Annotated in this window: 16 protein-coding genes and 3 tRNA genes; 9 read left to right on the forward strand and 10 right to left on the reverse strand. The window is 44.0% G+C overall.

Features of this window, described 5'->3' with window-relative positions; genetic code table 11:
* Window positions 1-105: 105 nt before the first annotated feature.
* Both ACNKW2_RS17080 and ACNKW2_RS17085 read right to left on the reverse strand, forming a co-directional pair.
* A tRNA-Tyr gene (locus ACNKW2_RS17080) sits at window positions 106-190 on the reverse strand.
* 28 nt (window positions 191-218) lie between these two features.
* A tRNA-Tyr gene (locus ACNKW2_RS17085) sits at window positions 219-303 on the reverse strand.
* 112 nt (window positions 304-415) lie between these two features.
* Between ACNKW2_RS17085 and ACNKW2_RS17090 the strand changes: the two genes are divergently transcribed.
* Window positions 416-937 (forward strand): VC2046/SO_2500 family protein, encoded by a 522-nt coding sequence (locus ACNKW2_RS17090; RefSeq protein WP_419149638.1) that lies wholly within the window; start codon window positions 416-418, stop codon window positions 935-937.
* A gap of 429 nt (window positions 938-1,366) precedes the next feature.
* On the opposite strand, the gene ACNKW2_RS17095 is transcribed toward ACNKW2_RS17090, so the two are convergent.
* The 3 genes from ACNKW2_RS17095 to ACNKW2_RS17105 all read right to left on the reverse strand — a co-directional run bounded on the left by ACNKW2_RS17095 (window position 1,367) and on the right by ACNKW2_RS17105 (window position 3,179).
* On the reverse strand, window positions 1,367-1,828 hold the full coding sequence (locus tag ACNKW2_RS17095) for a YchJ family protein (RefSeq protein WP_419149639.1): 462 nt from the start codon (window positions 1,826-1,828) through the stop codon (window positions 1,367-1,369).
* Between the two features lie 42 nt (window positions 1,829-1,870).
* Window positions 1,871-2,266 carry a hypothetical protein gene (locus ACNKW2_RS17100; RefSeq protein ID WP_419149640.1) on the reverse strand — a complete coding sequence of 132 codons (396 nt, stop codon included), beginning with the start codon at window positions 2,264-2,266 and terminating at the stop codon, window positions 1,871-1,873.
* A 466-nt stretch (window positions 2,267-2,732) separates the two neighbouring features.
* Complete coding sequence (locus tag ACNKW2_RS17105; protein WP_419149641.1) at window positions 2,733-3,179, reverse strand: tetratricopeptide repeat protein; 447 nt, start codon at window positions 3,177-3,179, stop codon at window positions 2,733-2,735.
* Between the two features lie 120 nt (window positions 3,180-3,299).
* Here ACNKW2_RS17105 and ACNKW2_RS17110 point away from each other — a divergent pair, with 120 nt between their 5' ends.
* Window positions 3,300-4,592 (forward strand): NCS2 family permease, encoded by a 1,293-nt coding sequence (locus ACNKW2_RS17110; RefSeq protein ID WP_419149642.1) that lies wholly within the window; start codon window positions 3,300-3,302, stop codon window positions 4,590-4,592.
* Between the two features lie 35 nt (window positions 4,593-4,627).
* Here the strand turns inward: ACNKW2_RS17110 and ACNKW2_RS17115 are convergent, their stop codons facing one another.
* Entirely contained in the window at window positions 4,628-5,389 is a 762-nt protein-coding gene (locus tag ACNKW2_RS17115; RefSeq protein ID WP_336566634.1) for a hypothetical protein, read from the reverse strand.
* 430 nt (window positions 5,390-5,819) lie between these two features.
* Here ACNKW2_RS17115 and cysB point away from each other — a divergent pair, with 430 nt between their 5' ends.
* Window positions 5,820-6,797: an HTH-type transcriptional regulator CysB gene (gene cysB / locus ACNKW2_RS17120; protein ID WP_419149643.1), complete on the forward strand. Its 978-nt coding sequence runs from the start codon at window positions 5,820-5,822 to the stop codon at window positions 6,795-6,797.
* 41 nt (window positions 6,798-6,838) lie between these two features.
* Here cysB and queC read toward each other — a convergent pair whose 3' ends face one another.
* The gene (queC, locus tag ACNKW2_RS17125; protein WP_419149644.1) at window positions 6,839-7,495 is read right to left on the reverse strand and encodes a 7-cyano-7-deazaguanine synthase QueC; all 657 of its coding nucleotides are present in this window, start codon (window positions 7,493-7,495) and stop codon (window positions 6,839-6,841) included.
* 123 nt (window positions 7,496-7,618) lie between these two features.
* Between queC and queE the strand changes: the two genes are divergently transcribed.
* The gene (gene queE / locus ACNKW2_RS17130; RefSeq protein ID WP_419149645.1) at window positions 7,619-8,284 is read left to right on the forward strand and encodes a 7-carboxy-7-deazaguanine synthase QueE; all 666 of its coding nucleotides are present in this window, start codon (window positions 7,619-7,621) and stop codon (window positions 8,282-8,284) included.
* Between the two features lie 127 nt (window positions 8,285-8,411).
* Here the strand turns inward: queE and ACNKW2_RS17135 are convergent, their stop codons facing one another.
* From ACNKW2_RS17135 to ACNKW2_RS17145, 3 genes are all read right to left on the reverse strand, one after another.
* A complete protein-coding gene (locus ACNKW2_RS17135; protein ID WP_419149646.1) occupies window positions 8,412-9,308 on the reverse strand; it encodes a substrate-binding periplasmic protein in 897 nt (298 codons plus the stop codon).
* Window positions 9,309-9,419: 111 nt separating this feature from the next.
* Window positions 9,420-10,388 carry a cysteine synthase A gene (gene cysK / locus ACNKW2_RS17140; protein WP_419149647.1) on the reverse strand — a complete coding sequence of 323 codons (969 nt, stop codon included), beginning with the start codon at window positions 10,386-10,388 and terminating at the stop codon, window positions 9,420-9,422.
* A 128-nt stretch (window positions 10,389-10,516) separates the two neighbouring features.
* Window positions 10,517-12,805, reverse strand: coding sequence for a carbohydrate binding family 9 domain-containing protein (locus tag ACNKW2_RS17145; RefSeq protein ID WP_419149649.1), 2,289 nt, complete (start codon window positions 12,803-12,805; stop codon window positions 10,517-10,519).
* Window positions 12,806-13,014: 209 nt separating this feature from the next.
* Between ACNKW2_RS17145 and ACNKW2_RS17150 the strand changes: the two genes are divergently transcribed.
* From ACNKW2_RS17150 to ACNKW2_RS17170, 5 genes are all read left to right on the forward strand, one after another.
* Window positions 13,015-14,160: a dicarboxylate/amino acid:cation symporter gene (locus ACNKW2_RS17150; RefSeq protein ID WP_419149650.1), complete on the forward strand. Its 1,146-nt coding sequence runs from the start codon at window positions 13,015-13,017 to the stop codon at window positions 14,158-14,160.
* Window positions 14,161-14,403: 243 nt separating this feature from the next.
* Entirely contained in the window at window positions 14,404-15,054 is a 651-nt protein-coding gene (gene uvrY, locus ACNKW2_RS17155) for a UvrY/SirA/GacA family response regulator transcription factor (RefSeq protein WP_336566623.1), read from the forward strand.
* A gap of 12 nt (window positions 15,055-15,066) precedes the next feature.
* Window positions 15,067-16,890 carry an excinuclease ABC subunit UvrC gene (gene uvrC, locus ACNKW2_RS17160; protein WP_419149651.1) on the forward strand — a complete coding sequence of 608 codons (1,824 nt, stop codon included), beginning with the start codon at window positions 15,067-15,069 and terminating at the stop codon, window positions 16,888-16,890.
* Window positions 16,891-16,932: 42 nt separating this feature from the next.
* Window positions 16,933-17,478, forward strand: a complete 546-nt coding sequence (pgsA, locus tag ACNKW2_RS17165; protein ID WP_419149652.1) for a CDP-diacylglycerol--glycerol-3-phosphate 3-phosphatidyltransferase — start codon at window positions 16,933-16,935, stop codon at window positions 17,476-17,478.
* A gap of 230 nt (window positions 17,479-17,708) precedes the next feature.
* A tRNA-Gly gene (locus tag ACNKW2_RS17170) sits at window positions 17,709-17,784 on the forward strand.
* Window positions 17,785-17,851: the final 67 nt, after the last annotated feature.

Genomic DNA, 17,851 nt, shown 5'->3' on the forward strand with positions numbered 1-17,851 from the left:
GGATTCGAACCAGCGAAGGCAGAGCCGTCAGATTTACAGTCTGATCCCTTTGGCCACTCGGGAACCCCTCCGGAATTATCTTTTTAAAGCGCTACAATGGAAAAGTGGTGGAGGGAGCTGGATTCGAACCAGCGAAGGCAGAGCCGTCAGATTTACAGTCTGATCCCTTTGGCCGCTCGGGAACCCCTCCGAATTTTCGTATTGTAACTTAGTTGTTATGGTGGAGGGAGCTGGATTCGAACCAGCGAAGGCAGAGCCGTCAGATTTACAGTCTGATCCCTTTGGCCGCTCGGGAACCCCTCCAAAACAACGGCGGTGATAATAACAAAGTTTTTTTTGAAGTAAAGAAAACAGCTAAAGTTTTTGTCAAAAATGCCGATAAAAATCCAAACAACAAAAGAAATGGTTGGAATACATGCAAATTGATGGCGTTTTAATCAGTGAATCGCAATTAGGCTCAGCGTTAAACATCAGTATTCATGAAACGCGTTCGGCTGATTTTGCCATGCTGTTATCAATGCTATCCCATGATGCGTTAGATTTTAGCCAGTTTCATTTACCAAAATCGCAGCAGCAACAAGCAGACCGCTCTGAAGAAGCGCTAAAAAAAGAGCTTCAAGTTGGGCCGCAAAAACCGCTTGCCCCAGCTCAGTTCGACATGTTAATCGGTCAAGATAATGCTCTGTTGGTAGCAAGCGGGGCGCTGACCTCACTGCGACTGAAAGAGTGTCTTAATCCCGAGCCTTTAGCCGCGAGAAATGATAAAAAACATGTTCCGCTTGAAGTGGTGGAAAACTTAGAACCGGCAGTAAAACAGCGCTTAGCCAAAGCGCAGGGCAAGCTTGACTTGGTTACCGATAAACCAATGGATGCAGCCGGTTTTTATGATCAGCTTGCTGCTGGAGACATGCAAAGTATGCTTAAGGCTACGGCTTAATACCAAATCCGCATTGCTACTCGCTTAATGGACCGGAGCCTATGCGACGCTATTGGTGTAAAGGTTTTTATTCTCAGAACAACTAGGGCATAGGGCAAAAGTTTTTCTAAGTCTTCAAAGGCGCAAGGGGTTTGACGGTATCAAGGCACAGGAACTATGTTGCGACACGCTTATCAACTTTAGATAGAGCAATTGAATAAAGCAAATTTCTTAAAGTTGCAGCAGCATGGCTAGGTGTAGATCTGCAATAGGCTAATACAGCCGTTGCTAACCATACTTGAGGCCACACTCTCTCCTCGACAGCCCCGCCTGCATTCAAGCTTCATAACCCACTACGAGATAACTTAGTCAGATTCTTGCAATACCCATGGTGGATGGTTCGCATTTCTTTATTCGTGTTTATCTTCAGCCACTTTCGAAGTAACTAGGTTATTTACCATGGCATTTTTTATATTTCTTTTGACTGCCGCACGGGCAAGGATCGTTGCGTCCCAGCTTGATTATTGGGGTGTCGAAAAGGAAACCATCTAAATAACGCCATTGCTCATTTTCTACGATAAAGTTTGAGCGTTCATGCAAAGTGTGATGGCAATTATCGGCAAGATAATGGGCTTTGAACTCAACCTCGCCAGTATCCTTACTGATGACACTATCGAGCACCTCTAAGCGTATAAACTCACAATGCCCGGCAAAAGCAGCAATATCTGTGATGCTGTTTTCTGCTTGTTTGTTATTAGCATAACTACGGTGGATGTAGTCAGCATGACCAATACAATAAGCGCTGTACCTAGAGCGCATTAAGGCTTCAGGTGTTGGGGCCAGAATTTGGCCGTTAATAATTGGCTCGCAACACTGCGAAAATGCCAGTTCAGAATTGCAATAACAGAGCATACGCTTTTAATCATTACTGATGGATGCCGTTATTGTACCGTGTTAAGCACTTTGGAAACAATGTATGCTGACTTCGGTTTGTGGCAAGTTCATTTGCGCTAGCATGTCAGTGTTGGCAATGTCAGTCCACAACACTACCGCAGCAAAGTTGCCATTGCCAATAGCGCTGTTCAATACGTACTGTAAATCATAGATGTGCTTTTTTCTGATTATCAGTAATTTGCCGACATCGATTGACGTACTTTCAAGTAAAGATTTGTTGGGTACGTTGTCGGGTGCCACAAGCAAGGTCCAGCCCTCTTTGTTTTGACACTTATGTAGCACTTTCATTAGCTCAAGGCTGGCAACGATCTCATCTTCAACCACAACATCAAGATGGTTATCGAGTGCTTTTGGTGTTGGCTTCACTGGTGTTAGATAGGTATTTGCTTGTAACATAATCATCTCACTGGTTATCTATACAGTATGTGTATACAGTAGTTTATACAGGTGTTGAAAGCAAGCGATAATTGCTATTTTTTTAGACAATTATTGCTGTAGAATAAAAAAAGAACATTAAAGTTCATCAAAATCAATTGGTTATGTTTTTCAGTTAAGAGGCCAATGTGATGGGGAAATAAATAAACGCACTTTGCTGAGGCAGCATCCAGTGTAAATATACAGTACTACTGTATGGTAGCAGGGTGACACATACAGTAGTTAGTATCGCCATACTGGCTTAATACCAGTAGCAGGTAAGAAAGGTAAATTGACGTTTGCAGCCCTTAGATAACCTCACTTAAAGCATGTTATTGCAAAAGGTTTTTTGGCTACTGCACATACTGGCTTAAACGCTTATTATTAAGCGCATTGGACTAAGCCATAAAGAATGGCTAGAGGCGCAGAAGTGAGCGTTTAAGTAGCGTTAAATAGAATGTTGTAATTGATGGATTTGCTCATACAAGGTTGCAGCATAACACTGAGCATCACGAAAGCGCTTGGTGGTGAGAAAGCGCCTGACATCCATCAGGATTTGCTCCGCGCCTTTATGGCCTTGGCTACTGGCAAGTGAGAGCCAAGCGGCGGCATGAAAAGGACTAGGTGGCACGCCTTGGCCTTTCATAAACAATAAACCTAAGAAAAACTGGGCTTTTAGATCGCCAGACATGGCAGCGAGCCTGAGCCACTTAGCCGCCAACGGGAATGACTTTTCTTTAAGGTAGTAAAGGCCTTTTTTTACTGCTTGGCTGTTGTCATCTAAATCTGGAAACTTAACGTCTGACTTTAATGGCGAAGTCACAAACTCCAGCACATTCAGCAGTTGCTGTTCTAAATCATGATTAGCTGAGTTGTCACTGTTGTTTTGATCCATATCTGTCGTCGCCATTTTATCTATAAGCAGAGTGTAGCTGAATTTTAACTATTTTGTCCGAGTTTTAAAGTGATTCGTGTTAAAATCCAAGCACTTGTTTCCTTATATTATATATTAATCATGCTCGAACGCTTATTTTCTTTACACGCCATGCACACTTCAGCAAAAACGGAAGTGATTGCCGGCTTAACTACCTTCGTCACTATGGTGTATATCGTCTTCGTAAACCCTGCGATGTTAGCAGAAGCCGGGATGGATCACGGAGCCGCGTTTGTGGCAACCTGCATCGCTGCGGCCATAGGTTGTTTTATCATGGGGTTTTGGGCAAATTACCCCATCGCACTGGCACCAGGTATGGGCTTAAACGCATTCTTTACCTATGGTGTGGTATTGGGGATGGGCTACACTTGGCAAAGTGCATTAGGCGCAGTGTTTATGTCAGGGTGCCTATTTTTACTGCTGAGTGTCTTTAAAGTACGTGAATGGGTGATCCAAGCCATTCCATTGGTATTGAAGCGGGCAATTGCCGCCGGCATAGGGGCTTTCTTAGCCCTTATTGCACTAAAAAATGCAGAGATAGTAGTAGCCAGCCCAGCAACATTAGTGCAACTTGGTGAGATTACTTCTCCGGGCCCTTTGCTGGCCATTGCCAGTTTCTTTGTGATAGCGGCATTGATGTACAGAGAAGTGAAAAGTGGGGTACTTATTAGCATTTTAATGGTGACCGCGGTGGCTTGGTATTTGGGTCTTGTCGATTACCAAGGTGTGGTGGATATGCCACCGAGTATAGCACCAACCTACATGCAACTTGATTTAAACGGTATTTTTGAGCTGTCCATGTTGAGTGTCGTGTTTGCTTTTTTGTTTGTAGACCTTTTTGATACCAGTGGCACTTTAGTGGCCGTGACACAAAAAGCTGGCATCTCCGATGAGCATGGTCGTATGCCAAGGTTGGGGCGTGCATTGTCAGCTGACAGCAGCGCCACCATCGCAGGCTCTGTGCTCGGTACTTCAACCACAACTTCATACATTGAGTCGGTATCTGGGGTGTCTGTTGGTGGCAGAACCGGGCTAACCTCTGTGGTGGTTGGCATGTGCTTTTTACTGATGATGTTCTTTGCACCATTGGCGCAAATGGTACCTGCTTATGCTACTGCCGGAGCGATACTGTATGTCGCAGTACTGATGTTACAAAACCTCAAGCTGATAAACTGGGATGAAATGAGCGACGCCATTCCTGTGAGTGTGGTGTTGTTAATGACGCCTTTAACCTTCTCAATAGCCCATGGTATTGCGTTAGGGTTTATTTCCTACACCGCGGTTAAATTGGTGTGTAACAAAGCCAATGAGATCAGTATAAGCGTGTGGGTTTTAACGCTGTTATTTGTAGTGAAATTTGCCGTGTCAGGCTAGGAAAGTGTGGCTGGGTGCAATACCCAGCCAATGGTTTACCATTTCTTTTTCGGCGCGAACAAGACATCGAGGTCGTCTTGTTCTTGTTCTGCTTTTTTCTTCACCGCAGAGGCATTAGAGGCTCGTAACTCGGTACTGATCTCCTCGAGGTAGTTCTCTAATAGTGCTTTTCTTTCTTTTACGTAGTCATCGGTATGCGAAACCGAGCAGATAGTGGCGTAAGCTTTCTCAAAGTACTGTCTTGCAGAACCAACCATATTGGCAGTGCGTGCCGAAACACCTCGTTTAATCTGGCTTTCGACATTAATTTTCAGCTGAAAGCGTTCTAACTTACGATCTTCACTGACAAACAACTGCGTGTCGACTTTGCCTTTGCTGTGCTCTGAGCGCAACAAGTGTCTTAACTTCTTTATGCCTTGTACTAAAGCAACAATCTGCTTGTCGTTGTCTGGTAAAGATAAACTGTCGGCTTCAGAGGTGTTTTCAGGGGCGTTGTTCAAACGCTCTTGTGACTCATTAAGCCGGCTTTTTAACTCTCTTGAAGTAGGCGATAGCTCTACCATCACTGCCAAGGCATCATGTACGCGACGCTGAATAATACGAATAATCGCTTCAGACATGGGAATATTACTACTGTTCATAATAACGTCTTCAGCTTCTTCAATGATGCGCTTTTGTTTTGCCAGCTCTTTACGTCGCTCTGCTTCTTGTTTCTCTTTATGTTGTTGAATCGCACTTACCCAAACGGCAATAACGATTAATGCAACAATCAATATTATTATAATAGAAACAAACATACTGAAATCTCTTTCATGTAACCACCGGTATCATGTTTTTATCTTACATGAATTCAATACTTTCTGAACAGGTTTAGGACCATTACCTGTAAAAAAGATAAATAACTCATTATTTTTTAGTATAGCTGAAGCTGCCCAAGGAGGTTAATTTTAAAGATTAGTGTGTCAGTTGGGCGTTTATGGCCCAGCAGGAAACAGATTGGCTGTACTTGTGCGGCTAAGAAAATGGTACAGCTAGCCCTGAGAATAGGGTGAAATTTGCTGCTAAAGCGCCCATGGCCGCTACCTCATTACACAGATATGTGCTAGCCTACTAAGAGTTTTATAGGGTCAGCAAGTGTTTTTTAATTAATGTACTTGATGGGTTGTACCTGGTGCGATGGCGAAAGCTGTGAACTCGGTATTGAGAGATCATAAGAATAATAGCAATATGAAATTACAACAATTAAGATATATCGTCGAAGTGTTAAACCACAACCTCAATGTCTCGGCGACCGCAGAAAGTTTATACACTTCTCAACCAGGAATATCTAAACAAGTTCGCATGTTAGAGGATGAGCTTGGCGTACAGATTTTTGGTCGCAGTGGTAAGCACCTAACTCATGTCACCGGTGCCGGCAACGAAATCATCAATATTGCTAGAGAGATCTTATCGAAAGTGGAGGGGATCAAGGCGGTTGCAAACGAACATACCTTGCCAGATCAGGGTAAGCTCAATATTGCCACCACGCATACCCAAGCACGATATGCCTTACCGCCTGTCATTCAAGGCTTTATGAATAAGTATCCAGCGGTTTCTCTGCATATGCATCAAGGCACACCGCAACAGATCTCAGATGCGGCGGCAAAAGGAGATGCTGATTTTGCTATTGCGACAGAGGCTTTACACCTATACAGCGACTTGGTTATGCTGCCTTGCTACCACTGGAATCGCAGCATTGTGGTGGCCAAAGATCATCCGTTGGCGCAAAAAGGCAAGGCACTCACCGTACAACATGTGGCGAAATACCCGCTCATTACCTACGTGTTTGGCTTTACCGGGCGCTCTGAATTAGATAAAGCGTTTAATGCCCATGGCTTAGAGCCACATATCGTATTTACCGCAACAGACGCTGACGTCATTAAAACCTATGTCAGATTAGGCTTGGGAGTTGGGGTGCTAGCCTCAATGGCTCTGGATGACAAAACCGACAATGATTTGGTGTGTATCGACGCAAGTCATTTGTTTGAGGCCAGTACGACCAAAATTGGCTTTAGAAAAGGCAGTTTCTTACGGGGCTATATGTATGATTTCATTGAGCGTTTTGCACCGCACCTAACAAAAGACGTAGTGGAGCGGGCGAGTTTGCTGCGTAACCAAGAAGATGTCGACAAACTGTTTGCAGACGTTACCTTACCGGTGAAATAGACTCAGTAACCACAAACAAAAAAGGGCCATCAGGCCCTTTATTATTCATAAGGTAAGGGATCGCTGGCATTATTTAAGTTAAATGCCTCTAGGCGTTCTTGGCAGGCGCCACATTTACCACACGCACGTTCACGACCATTGTAGCAGGTCCAAGTGTGGCTATAATCAAGGCCCATGGCCAAGCCATCTGCAAGAATGTCTATTTTGCTGCTGTTTAGATAAGGCGAAACAATTTCAACGGCATCATAATTGGCGATGCGACAAACATCATCCATCTTTTTTACAAATTCTGGACGGCAGTCAGGGTAAATGGCGTGGTCCCCGGAGTGCGCGCCATAAAACACTTTACTGGCTTTCAATGACACCGCATAACCCACCGCAAGCGACAGCAAAATCATATTCCGGTTAGGAACGATGGTGCTTTTCATGCTTTCTTCTTCATAGTGGCCTTCTGGCACTTCTATGTCGTCGGTCAGACTTGAGCCACCAAGCAACTGGTTAATCGCAGAGATGTCGACTACCTTATGTGCTACCCCTAACTGTTGGCAAACATCAGCAGCAACTTGCAATTCTTTTACGTGTCTTTGGCCGTAATTAAACGACAACGCAAAGACCTCATGACCAGCTCTAACTGCTTTGTTTAAAACGGTGTATGAATCCATTCCACCGGAATAGATGACGACAACTTTTTCGCTCATGGGTGATTTGCCTCGATTTTGATAGAGGTTTACTTCAGGGCGCGATATACTACACGGCCGCTGGGCAAATGACAATTTTTGCAGGCTATTTTTCAACAAATCTACAGAGTTTATGGGGCCGTTTTGTACAAGGTTAATGAAATTTTTGAAACCATTCAGGGTGAAGCAAGCTTTACTGGGACACCTTCGATATTTTTGCGCTTGCAAGGTTGTCCAGTTGGGTGCTCTTGGTGTGATACTAAGCAGACCTGGGAAAGTAAAGACACCTACATTGTTTCATTAGACAAAACGGTAGAAAAAAAGGCCGATTCTGAATGGTGGGCCAACACGGATACCGAGGAGTTAGTCGCTTTATTTCAGCAAAAAGGCTATCAAGCCAAGCATGTGGTGATCACCGGCGGTGAGCCTTGTATGTTCGACCTCAGGCCACTGTGTACGCGCTTACACCAATTAGGGTATACCACACAAATTGAAACCAGTGGCACCTTCGAAATATTGGCTCCGGCAGAAACTTGGGTGACGGTTTCACCGAAAATTAATATGCGTGGCGGCTATAAAGTGTTAGCCAGTGCTATGCAACGTGCCGATGAGATAAAACACCCAGTGGCCATGCAAAAGCATATTGAAGAGCTTGAAGCGCTGTTTGAGCAAACCGGAGTTGAGCCAAAACTTGTTTATTTGCAGCCTATTAGTCAAAAAGCGAAGGCCACTAAGCTGGCCATAGACAACTGTAAAGCAAAGAACTGGCGTCTATCAGTACAAGTGCACAAGTATCTCGGCATTAACTAGTCAAAGTGCCAGTGTTCGCGTCAATGTCTGGTGCAGCCGCCGTTTTTAGCGTTATATCAAGTCGCTTAATTAAGTGGTCTATTTACTCCCTCGAATTGAGCAAGTATTAATGCGTATTGGTATTAACTTAAAAGCATTCGTTGCTGCCCATTTCTATCATACGTTGAGTTTCTCCGCTGTTTTCAAACTTGTACAAATTCATATTGATGTCTTTTAGCAGTGTTCGCCAGTGAGGCTTTTTCTTACTCAATACGAAGTATAGATGGTTATACTTGATGGCGGGCTCGACGTTTTCCACACTGCGTAGTAAGTCGATTTTTTGTGAGCGCGGCAGGTTTGAGTAGTTTACAGTAAATTTAAGTACCTTAGGGTCGCCAATCACTAAGTTAACCCGCTTGCCAGCGAGTAGTTTTACTAGTTGCAGATCATCCACCGCCTCAACGATGACAAACTCACCATTATCCATCATGGCATCGAACTCAGGGGTATTTTGATACCCTCTGACTACACCAATGACCTCATTTTTTACTGAGCTCAAATTACCATCAAAACGGTCCGCTTCTCCGCGACGTTTAAGAAAGCCAATTTCCCCACCCGGAAAGGCGTTCGATAAAGCCAACAGCTCACGGCGAGTCTTGTTTTTATGATTGTCAGAAGGGGCGGAGTCTTCAATATAGTACTCTGGAAACAAAATGTCTGCTTTGCCTGTTTCAACGGCGCGAACTGCTCTTGCCCAAGGCAGAAATTGCACAAACACTTGATAATCGAGATCGGTCAGTAACGCAACGGCAAATTGAAAAGCCCAACCCTTATTACACAATGCTTCTCCAATGTAAGGCGGCCAGTCTAAGGTGACCAAATGCACCTGTGGATTTTTGCCATTTTTGTTATACAAATACCCACCCTGATGACGCTCACCCTCAACGAGTTTAAACTCGCCCTGTTTGTAATAAGCAACATTGAGGTTCTCGGCGATTGTAGGGGGAGAAGTAAGCAGTAAAACAATAAATAGAAAAAGTCGCATGGCAGCACTTTTTAATTTCGATTACTAATGAGTATAGTGTAGGAGTATAAAAGAGCTAGGTAAAAGAAAGGGAGCATTGTTGCTCCCTGAATATGGTCGTGTTAACTGTGCTTACTGAACCAGCTCCTGTTCAGAGAACATGTCTGCAAACAGCGGGCTAGTTAGGTAACGCTCAGCGGCACTCGGTAAAATAACCACAATGTTTTTATCAACATTTTCAGGTTTTTCTGCAATGCGCTTAGCAGCAACCAAGGCTGCTCCTGAAGAAATACCCACTAAGATACCTTCATCTTTCATTAACTGGTGAGCCATGGCAATGGCGTCTTCGTTAGAAACTAGCTCAGTACCATCGATTAACTCTAGGTCGAGGTTGCCAGGAATAAAGCCGGCACCGATACCTTGAATTTTATGTGGGCCGGGTTTCACTTCTTCACCGTTAAGCGTTTGAGTAATTACCGGTGAGTCGGTTGGCTCTACGGCAATAGATTTAACCGCAAGACCTTTTTCGTTTTTCAGATAGCGTGATACCCCTGTGATAGTACCACCAGTACCCACACCGGCAACGAAATAATCAATCTTACCGTCTAGGGCATCATGGATCTCAGGACCTGTGGTTTCGAAGTGAATTTTCGGGTTCGCTGGGTTTTCAAACTGCTGCAGTAAAATGTACTTTTCAGGGTTGCTAGCTTGGATCTCGTTAGCCTTTTCAATTGCCCCTTTCATGCCCTTAGCACCTTCGGTCAGTACCAAATTAGCGCCTAGTGCTTTTAACAACTTACGACGCTCAAGGCTCATGGTGTTTGGCATGGTTAGCGTAAGTTTGTAGCCTCTTGATGCAGCCACAAATGCCAATGCAATACCCGTGTTACCTGAGGTGGGTTCGATTAGCTCTTTGCCTTCGCTAAGCAAGCCGGCTTTTTCGGCTTCCCAAATCATGGAGGCACCGATACGGCATTTCACACTAAAGCTCGGGTTACGTGCTTCTACTTTGGCAAATACGTTGCCGCCAGACACGCGGTTAATTTTAACTAATGGTGTGTTACCAATCGTTAAGCTGTTATCTGCATATACTTTAGTCATTTGTGATCCCTAAACTAGGTTTACTTTTATTCCCTCACTTTACTTGTCGTGGAGTAAAATAAAAGGAAAGAATGGTTATAAGATATATCAAATTTGCTTATAGCCACTAGTTATTTAAAAGTCAGTTTTTAAAGCAACCAGGCATAACTAAATTTCATGAATACTGTTTTTTCATCCTTGGTTATTTTCGACAAATCATCATCTTGATAACCGTGATCCGAGTAGCCGGCAAAGAAAACAGTTTGTGGGTTCAACTTATAAGAGTACAACAGCTGGGTACTAATACTTTTATATTTGGCATCCACATCATCGAGGTAGTTGCTCTGATTGCGCTCTATATCGGTATTAATAATAGCCAATCTTAAATAACTGTTGATATTAAACTGATAAGTGAGCCGAATGTCGCTGAGGTTGGCGGTATAAACTTCCGCCCCTTGGGCGTCAAGCTGTTCATAGGTATGGCGGAACCTTACCTCAAAGTGTTTGCCAAGGTTAAGGTTTATAACTGGGCGTACAAAGGTTTGTTGACCAATACGGTTATTGGCTAAATCAACGCGGTTTCCAGTTCTTAGGTTGAGGCCTGCAAACACGCCAGCCATGGGTTTAAATTCCAAATAAGCCCATTGAGTGTTTTCACTAAATAAGTCGGTGTTGTCATCGATGGCTAATAAAGCTTCGTTATGTCTAAGACCGGTTCTCTTTCTGTGCTCCACACCAAAGTCAATAAAGCTTTGCAGCGGACCATTAATGGCAAAGTTGGTTTGCACTTCTTTTTCTAGTAACTCACCATTGTGGTTATGGGAAATATCCCAATCGGCATACCAGCGGGCACGATTCCACCAGTTTTTTTCATCACCATACCAACGGTACTCACCACCAAACAGAAACTTATTGAAGTCAACCTGGGTCATAAAGCCCATATCGGTTCTCAGCGCTTCATCACGTTGCTGGTAGCTGGTAAAGGCGCGCCAATGCTTACGGTTATGTTCATAATTGAGGTAATAACCTAAGCCGGTATCTTGTCCGGCAGTGACCCTTAACACACTTTCATTAATGTCACAGTCTGACAAACTGCCATCACATAGCTCGTCAATAAAAGCTTGATCATAATCGGTTTCAGAGGCAATGAACTGCAGTTTCAAGGTGTCATTGTCAGTGGGTTTATACTTCGCATCAATGCTGGCAACTTGGTTGTGGTAGTCGTCACTTTGTCGCGTTGTTGAAGTCACGCCAACAGAGAGTGATTTATTGACATCTTGGCGGTATCGTAACGCCATATTTTCGCTTTTTCTTTCAAGCGACACCACACTCGAGCCCAGGTTACCCGGAATTAAGACATTAAGACGCTCATCATTAGCGATGAAGCCTGCAAAGGTATGGCCATTTTTATTACTGGTCAGCTTAACACCATAATCTGGTGCCGAAATATTGCGCGTGTGGATCAGGTTATTATGAGAAGAAAAGTAGTCGGAATTATCCAAGAAAAACGCCCGTTTTTCAGGAAAGAATAAGCTGAAGCTGTTATTGACACTGAGCTGGCCGGTGTCGGCCTCAACCTGCGAAAAGTCAGGGTTTAAGGTAGCGTTGAGTGTGGTATCTGGGGTGATCGCCCATTTCATATCAAGGCCAGGCTCAATATTATTTTCTGCCTGCCAATCTGCCGGGACACCATTATCAATATCTCGCGTTTCCTGACGGTTAGTGACCAAGGTGGGGATCAGCGCTAAATTACTGCCTTGTTTTGCACTTTCAAGACCATGGTATTTGGGCATTTGACAGATCCAGCATGAATTCGCGTGCTGAAGCTGCATGCTGGAGATCCGCAAGCGCTCATTTCTTGGATAAAAGCGCAAAAACTCCATGGCCATGGTTTTGGTGGTAATAGAATCATTAAAGTTGAGTACCCTAAGTGGGATCTCCACTTCAACCACGTAACCTGTGTCAGTGATACGGCCGGCACTGTCCCAAATACCATTCCAAGAACTGTTTTCGCTTTTGGTTAATTCATTTTCAATCGAGTCTTGTTGTACTCCAAGTGGATTGATAAAAAATTGGTAAGCACTTTGGGCATTGTTGAAAGAGTCTATTTTTAAACCGACCAGATCGTCTTCCCAAGCACGGTCACGGTCACGATAAAAGGCACGAATGGCATCAGGGTTAGGATCGTTGGCATCAAAGGCAATAAATAGAGACTCACCATTTTCATAAACATAAGCCTTGGTGGTCACCGGGCTGGCTTGGTTTTCATAAGGCCAAGTGACGTTATTAATGTCGACCTTGAGGGCGTGTTGCCAAACATCCGGCTCTAGTACACCATCTACTTTGGCTGAACGTTCAAGATAAGGTATTTTATCGCTGCTAAGCGCATAAGCCTGGCCTGTTAGGGCGGCAATACAAAGAGAAATAGCTTTAAGCATGACTATTATTATTTTACAGAGACTTTGGCCGGGCATTAAATAGTATGCAACACGCTGAAACAACGGTTTTTCGGCTAATTGCATTTATTTACGTCTGATGACTTTTTGTCATGATAATACAGACAAAAAAGGCTGCTCTATCGAATTAATAGCACATCATAGTAAAAACATGTTAAAACAACCGCTTTGAAATTTGCTAGGAAGTACTTATGTCTCTCATATTAAAATTAGTGGCTGGTATTGCTGCCGGTATACTAGCCGGGTTGTATATGCCGCTAATGCTGGTGGAATTGCTCTATACCTTTAAAGTGATCATTGGCCAACTTATTAGTTTTACCATCCCACTTATCATTCTCTTGTTCATCGCTTCAGGTATCGCTGGTTTGCCTCATGGTTCCGGGCATTTACTGGGCAAAACAGTGGGCTTTGCTTATGGTTCTACAGTAGTTGCAGGAACATTGGCGTACCTGTTAGTTAATGCATTTATTCCGTTTTTCGATGGCGGAGTGGCCTATCAAGCCGCTGAGGAAGCGCAGCTGAAAAGCCTGATTAATATAGAGATCCCGCCACTTATGGGAGTCATGACGGCTTTGGCGACGGCATTTATTTTTGGTATTGGCATGAGCCAATGTCAGCTGGGTAAGCTTAAAGAGGTGACGGATCAAGCCAGAGACGTGATTGATGCTTTACTTGCTAAAGTGATTATTCCTGTGTTGCCATTTTATATCGCCGGCGTGTTTGCCGAAATGGCAGTGGCAGGAACGGTTTTTGATACGCTGAGTACCTTTGGCGTAGTGTTATTAGCGGCGATTATCATGCACTGGTTGTGGTTAAGTACGCTATTTATCGCTTCGGGTTTGTTATTAGGCAGAAACCCATTAGAACTCATTAAAAATATGTTGCCTGCTTATTTTACGGCGATAGGGACTATGTCAAGCGCTGCCACTATTCCGGTCTCTTTACGGGCCAGTAAAGCCAACAAGGTCGATGAAGAAGTGGCGAACTTTAGTGTGCCACTGTGTGCCACAATCCATTTGTCTGGTTCAACCATTACTATTGTTACCTGTGCAATGGCGGTGATGTTACTGTCACCGGATATGAGTGTGCCGCCGCTTACCGCCATGCTGCCGTTTATTTTCATGTTAGGCATAGTGATGATCGCCGCTCCTGGTGCGCCTGGTGGTGCCGTGATGTCGGCATTAGGGCTACTGACCAGTATGCTTGGTTTTAATGAAGCTGCGGTAGCGTTAATGATCGCGCTTTATTTGGCCCAAGATAGCTTCGGCACAGCCTGTAACGTAACCGGCGATGGAGTCATTGCACTGTGGGTAGATAAATTCTCAAAACAGTCCTAACCTCACCTCTGCTTTTGCGCCGTAGTTGCTAATCTCTACGGCGCATAACAACCCATTATTGTTGTTTATATAAACAATCAGCTTACGCTTTTTAAGCATTCTAATTGATTCATATTAAAATTGTTTTTTTCTCTCCCTTGTGACGTTATGATTTTTAAAAATATGTGGTAATCTCAAGGCTCTGGAAGTTAAAAAGCGGAACTTTTAGCTTCGATTAACAAGCAATATGTAGAGGGTGTGCCATTGATTAATGTGCTTTTAGTTGATGATCATGAACTAGTTAGAACAGGCATAAGACGTATTTTAGACGACGTCCGTGGCTTCAAGGTGGTCGGTGAAGCAAAAACCGGTGAAGAAGCGGTGACGTTTTGTCGTCAAAATGAACCGGATATAGTGCTAATGGATATGAATATGCCGGGGATCGGTGGCCTAGAGGCAACAAAAAAGATCTGCCGCTATTGCCCTGATGTCAAAGTCATCGTGCTGACAGTACATTGCGAAGACCCATTTCCAAGCAAGGTAATGCAAATTGGTGCCCATGGTTATTTAACCAAAGGGGCAGGGCCGGATGAAGTGATCAACGCCATTCGCTCAGTGAACTCAGGACAAAGGTATATTGCACCTGAAATAGCTCAACAAATCGCTTTGGCACAATTCAGTGGCCGTAACGACGAAAACCCTTTTCAGTCGTTATCTGAGCGAGAGTTACAAATTATGCTGATGATCACTAAAGGTGAAAAAGCCCAAGACATTGCAGATCGCCTTAATTTGAGTTCTAAAACGGTGAATAGTTACCGTTACCGGATGTTCGAAAAACTCAACGTCGGTGGCGATGTTGAGCTGACTCATTTAGCTATTCGCCATAAGATGATTGATATAGACAGTAGTCATTAAGTATTTTTTTAAATGACGGATTTTGATCACCAACAGTTTCTGAAAACGTTATCAACAGAGCCTGGCGTATACCGTATGTACGATATTCAAGGCCAGGTTATTTATGTCGGTAAAGCCAAAAACCTAAAAAAGCGGGTTTCGAGCTACTTTCGTAGCAACATTAGCGACAGCAAAACGCAAGTATTGGTCAGTAATATTGCCAACATTGAAGTGACACTGACCAATACTGAAACCGAAGCGCTGTTATTAGAAAACAACCTCATAAAGAAGTATCAGCCGCGCTATAATATTTTATTGCGTGATGATAAAAGCTACCCATATATTTTTCTAAGTGGCCACACGCACCCTCGGTTAGCATTTCATCGCGGCAGCCGCAAGCAAAAAGGTGAGTACTTCGGGCCATTTCCAAGTAGTGCCGCTGTATCTGAAAGTCTTAGGCTGATGCAAAAGATCTTTCCTGTGCGCCAATGTGAAGACGCTTACTACCGTGCTAGAAGCCGCCCATGTTTACAATACCAATTAAAACGGTGTTCGGCTCCCTGTGTTGGTAAAGTCAGTGACGAAGAATATCAAGAGCAAGTTGCCATGGTACGTCAGTTTCTTACTGGTCGTTCACAACAGGTGATTGCAACGCTGGTGGCCAAGATGGAAACAGCCAGTGCTGAACTGGACTTTGAAAAAGCCGCAAAACACCGTGACCAAATTGCTTTATTACGGCAAATGCAGGAGCAGCAATCCATTGCTGGTAATTTTGCTGAATTAGATGTTATTGGTTATGAACAGCGTAATGGGCTGGTGGCAATCCACGTTCTGATGATCCGAGAGCATAAGGTGCTTGGTACCAAAACGCATTTCCCCAAGGTACCAAAAGACTCCACCGCCGATGAGGTGCTGACATCATTTTTGGGCCAATATTATATTTCCACAGGCAATCATGCTCGTATCGCCAAAGAAATCGTATTACCGTTTGAAATTACAGAGCTGCAGGCATTGCAAGCGGCGTTAGCAGAAGTGGCGAAAAGCAAGGTTACACTTAAATTCAATGTCCGTGGTGAGCGAGCTCAATATTTGGCTCTGGCCAATAAAAACGCTAGCAACAGCCTCGAAGTGAAGCAAAGTGCACAAGATTCTGTGACCAAACGCTATGCTACGTTGAAGTCTGTCTTAGGCTTAACCGATATTGACCGCATGGAGTGTTTCGATATTAGCCATACCATGGGGGAAAATACTGTCGCTTCGTGCGTGGTGTTTGATGGTCAAGGACCAAACAACCGTGAATACAGACGATACAATGTTACCGGTATCACGCCAGGGGATGATTACGCCGCAATGGACTTTGCATTACAAAAGCGCTACGGCAAAATGACCGACGAAGCCAAGGTACCAGACATTATTTTTATTGACGGTGGTAAAGGTCAGCTTGGCAGAGCGGAGTCGTTTTTCGCCACCTGGACCTTGAACAAAGTGCCACTCCTTATTGGCGTGGCGAAAGGCACAAGTCGAAAGCCTGGTTTAGAAACGCTATTGATCGATGGTGGTCGCAAAACGGTCAATGTCGATAGCGACTCTCCGGCATTACATCTTATTCAACATATTCGTGATGAGTCTCACCGTTTTGCTATTGCTGGTCACAGAAACAAGAGACAAAAACAAAGAACTCAGTCGGTATTGGAGGAAATCGAAGGGGTGGGGCAAAAACGCCGTCAAGCACTGCTGAAATATTTAGGCGGCATGCAGGGGGTGAAGTCGGCTAACATACACCAATTAAAGCAAGTACCTGGGATCAGCCCTGAGATGGCTGAAAAGATATTTAATCATTTGCATGACAAAGCTTAAGCAATCATGCGAACATAGAAAAAAAGACAATACTTAGTAGTTATGTGGAATATTCCAAACTCGCTCACAACATTTCGATTGCTTCTCATACCCGTGTTTGCAATTATCTTTTATCTTCCATACTCATGGGCATTTTTTGCTGCAGCGTTTATTTTTTGGTTGGCATCAGTCACCGACATTCTTGATGGCTATCTAGCACGAAAGCTGGAACAGTCGACACCTTTTGGTGCTTTTCTCGATCCAGTAGCCGACAAAGTCATGGTAAGTGTGGCACTGGTGATCTTAGCAACCTACTATCAAGACATTTTTATCACGGTAGCCACGATTATCATTATTAGTCGTGAAATTGTTATTTCTGCATTGAGAGAATGGATGGCCGAACTGGGTAAAAGAGGCAATGTTGCGGTTTCTTGGTTAGGGAAGTTCAAAACAGCGGCGCAAATGCTCGCGATTATTGGACTCATTTGGCAGCTCGCGCCTTGGATGATCACATTAAGTTATGCACTTTTAGCAATTGCTACACTGCTAACCTTAGTTTCAATGGTGCAATATCTCTACGCTGCGAAGGCGGAATTGACTAATTCTTGACAAGAAACGATTATAAACTCAACGCTTTAGATAAAAAATGAGCAAACGGTTAAAAACATTCATTTTTTATGTTGACGCTTCCCAGAAGTTCTGTAGAATGCGTCCGTGTTGAGAGGGCAGGGTGTCATCTAAATGAAATTTAGAAGATGCTATGTCAACTAACTGGAAAGCGGTAAGACGAAGATTTTCGGATTTAATACCAAAAATAGTTGTTAACCGTAATTTGGATTGCGAGTATAGCTCAGCTGGTAGAGCGCGACCTTGCCAAGGTCGAGGTCACGAGTTCGAACCTCGTTACTCGCTCCAATTCGCTTTCACACCCGATGCCCGGGTGGTGGAATTGGTAGACACAAGGGATTTAAAATCCCTCGCT

Source organism: Pseudoalteromonas 'SMAR' (assembly GCF_048515945.1).
Lineage (GTDB): Bacteria > Pseudomonadota > Gammaproteobacteria > Enterobacterales > Alteromonadaceae > Pseudoalteromonas.

Bases quoted from the DNA above. Each gene is read 5' to 3' on its own strand.
- ACNKW2_RS17090 (WP_419149638.1), top strand. From the start codon at position 416: ATGCAAATTGATGGCGTTTTAATCAGTGAATCGCAATTAGGCTCAGCG.
- ACNKW2_RS17095 (WP_419149639.1), bottom strand. From the start codon at position 1,828: ATGCTCTGTTATTGCAATTCTGAACTGGCATTTTCGCAGTGTTGCGAG.
- ACNKW2_RS17100 (WP_419149640.1), bottom strand. From the start codon at position 2,266: ATGTTACAAGCAAATACCTATCTAACACCAGTGAAGCCAACACCAAAA.
- ACNKW2_RS17105 (WP_419149641.1), bottom strand. From the start codon at position 3,179: ATGGATCAAAACAACAGTGACAACTCAGCTAATCATGATTTAGAACAG.
- ACNKW2_RS17110 (WP_419149642.1), top strand. From the start codon at position 3,300: ATGCTCGAACGCTTATTTTCTTTACACGCCATGCACACTTCAGCAAAA.
- ACNKW2_RS17115 (WP_336566634.1), bottom strand. From the start codon at position 5,389: ATGTTTGTTTCTATTATAATAATATTGATTGTTGCATTAATCGTTATT.
- cysB (WP_419149643.1), top strand. From the start codon at position 5,820: ATGAAATTACAACAATTAAGATATATCGTCGAAGTGTTAAACCACAAC.
- queC (WP_419149644.1), bottom strand. From the start codon at position 7,495: ATGAGCGAAAAAGTTGTCGTCATCTATTCCGGTGGAATGGATTCATAC.
- ACNKW2_RS17135 (WP_419149646.1), bottom strand. From the start codon at position 9,308: ATGCGACTTTTTCTATTTATTGTTTTACTGCTTACTTCTCCCCCTACA.
- cysK (WP_419149647.1), bottom strand. From the start codon at position 10,388: ATGACTAAAGTATATGCAGATAACAGCTTAACGATTGGTAACACACCA.
- ACNKW2_RS17145 (WP_419149649.1), bottom strand. From the start codon at position 12,805: ATGCTTAAAGCTATTTCTCTTTGTATTGCCGCCCTAACAGGCCAGGCT.
- ACNKW2_RS17150 (WP_419149650.1), top strand. From the start codon at position 13,015: ATGTCTCTCATATTAAAATTAGTGGCTGGTATTGCTGCCGGTATACTA.
- uvrC (WP_419149651.1), top strand. From the start codon at position 15,067: ATGACGGATTTTGATCACCAACAGTTTCTGAAAACGTTATCAACAGAG.
- pgsA (WP_419149652.1), top strand. From the start codon at position 16,933: ATGTGGAATATTCCAAACTCGCTCACAACATTTCGATTGCTTCTCATA.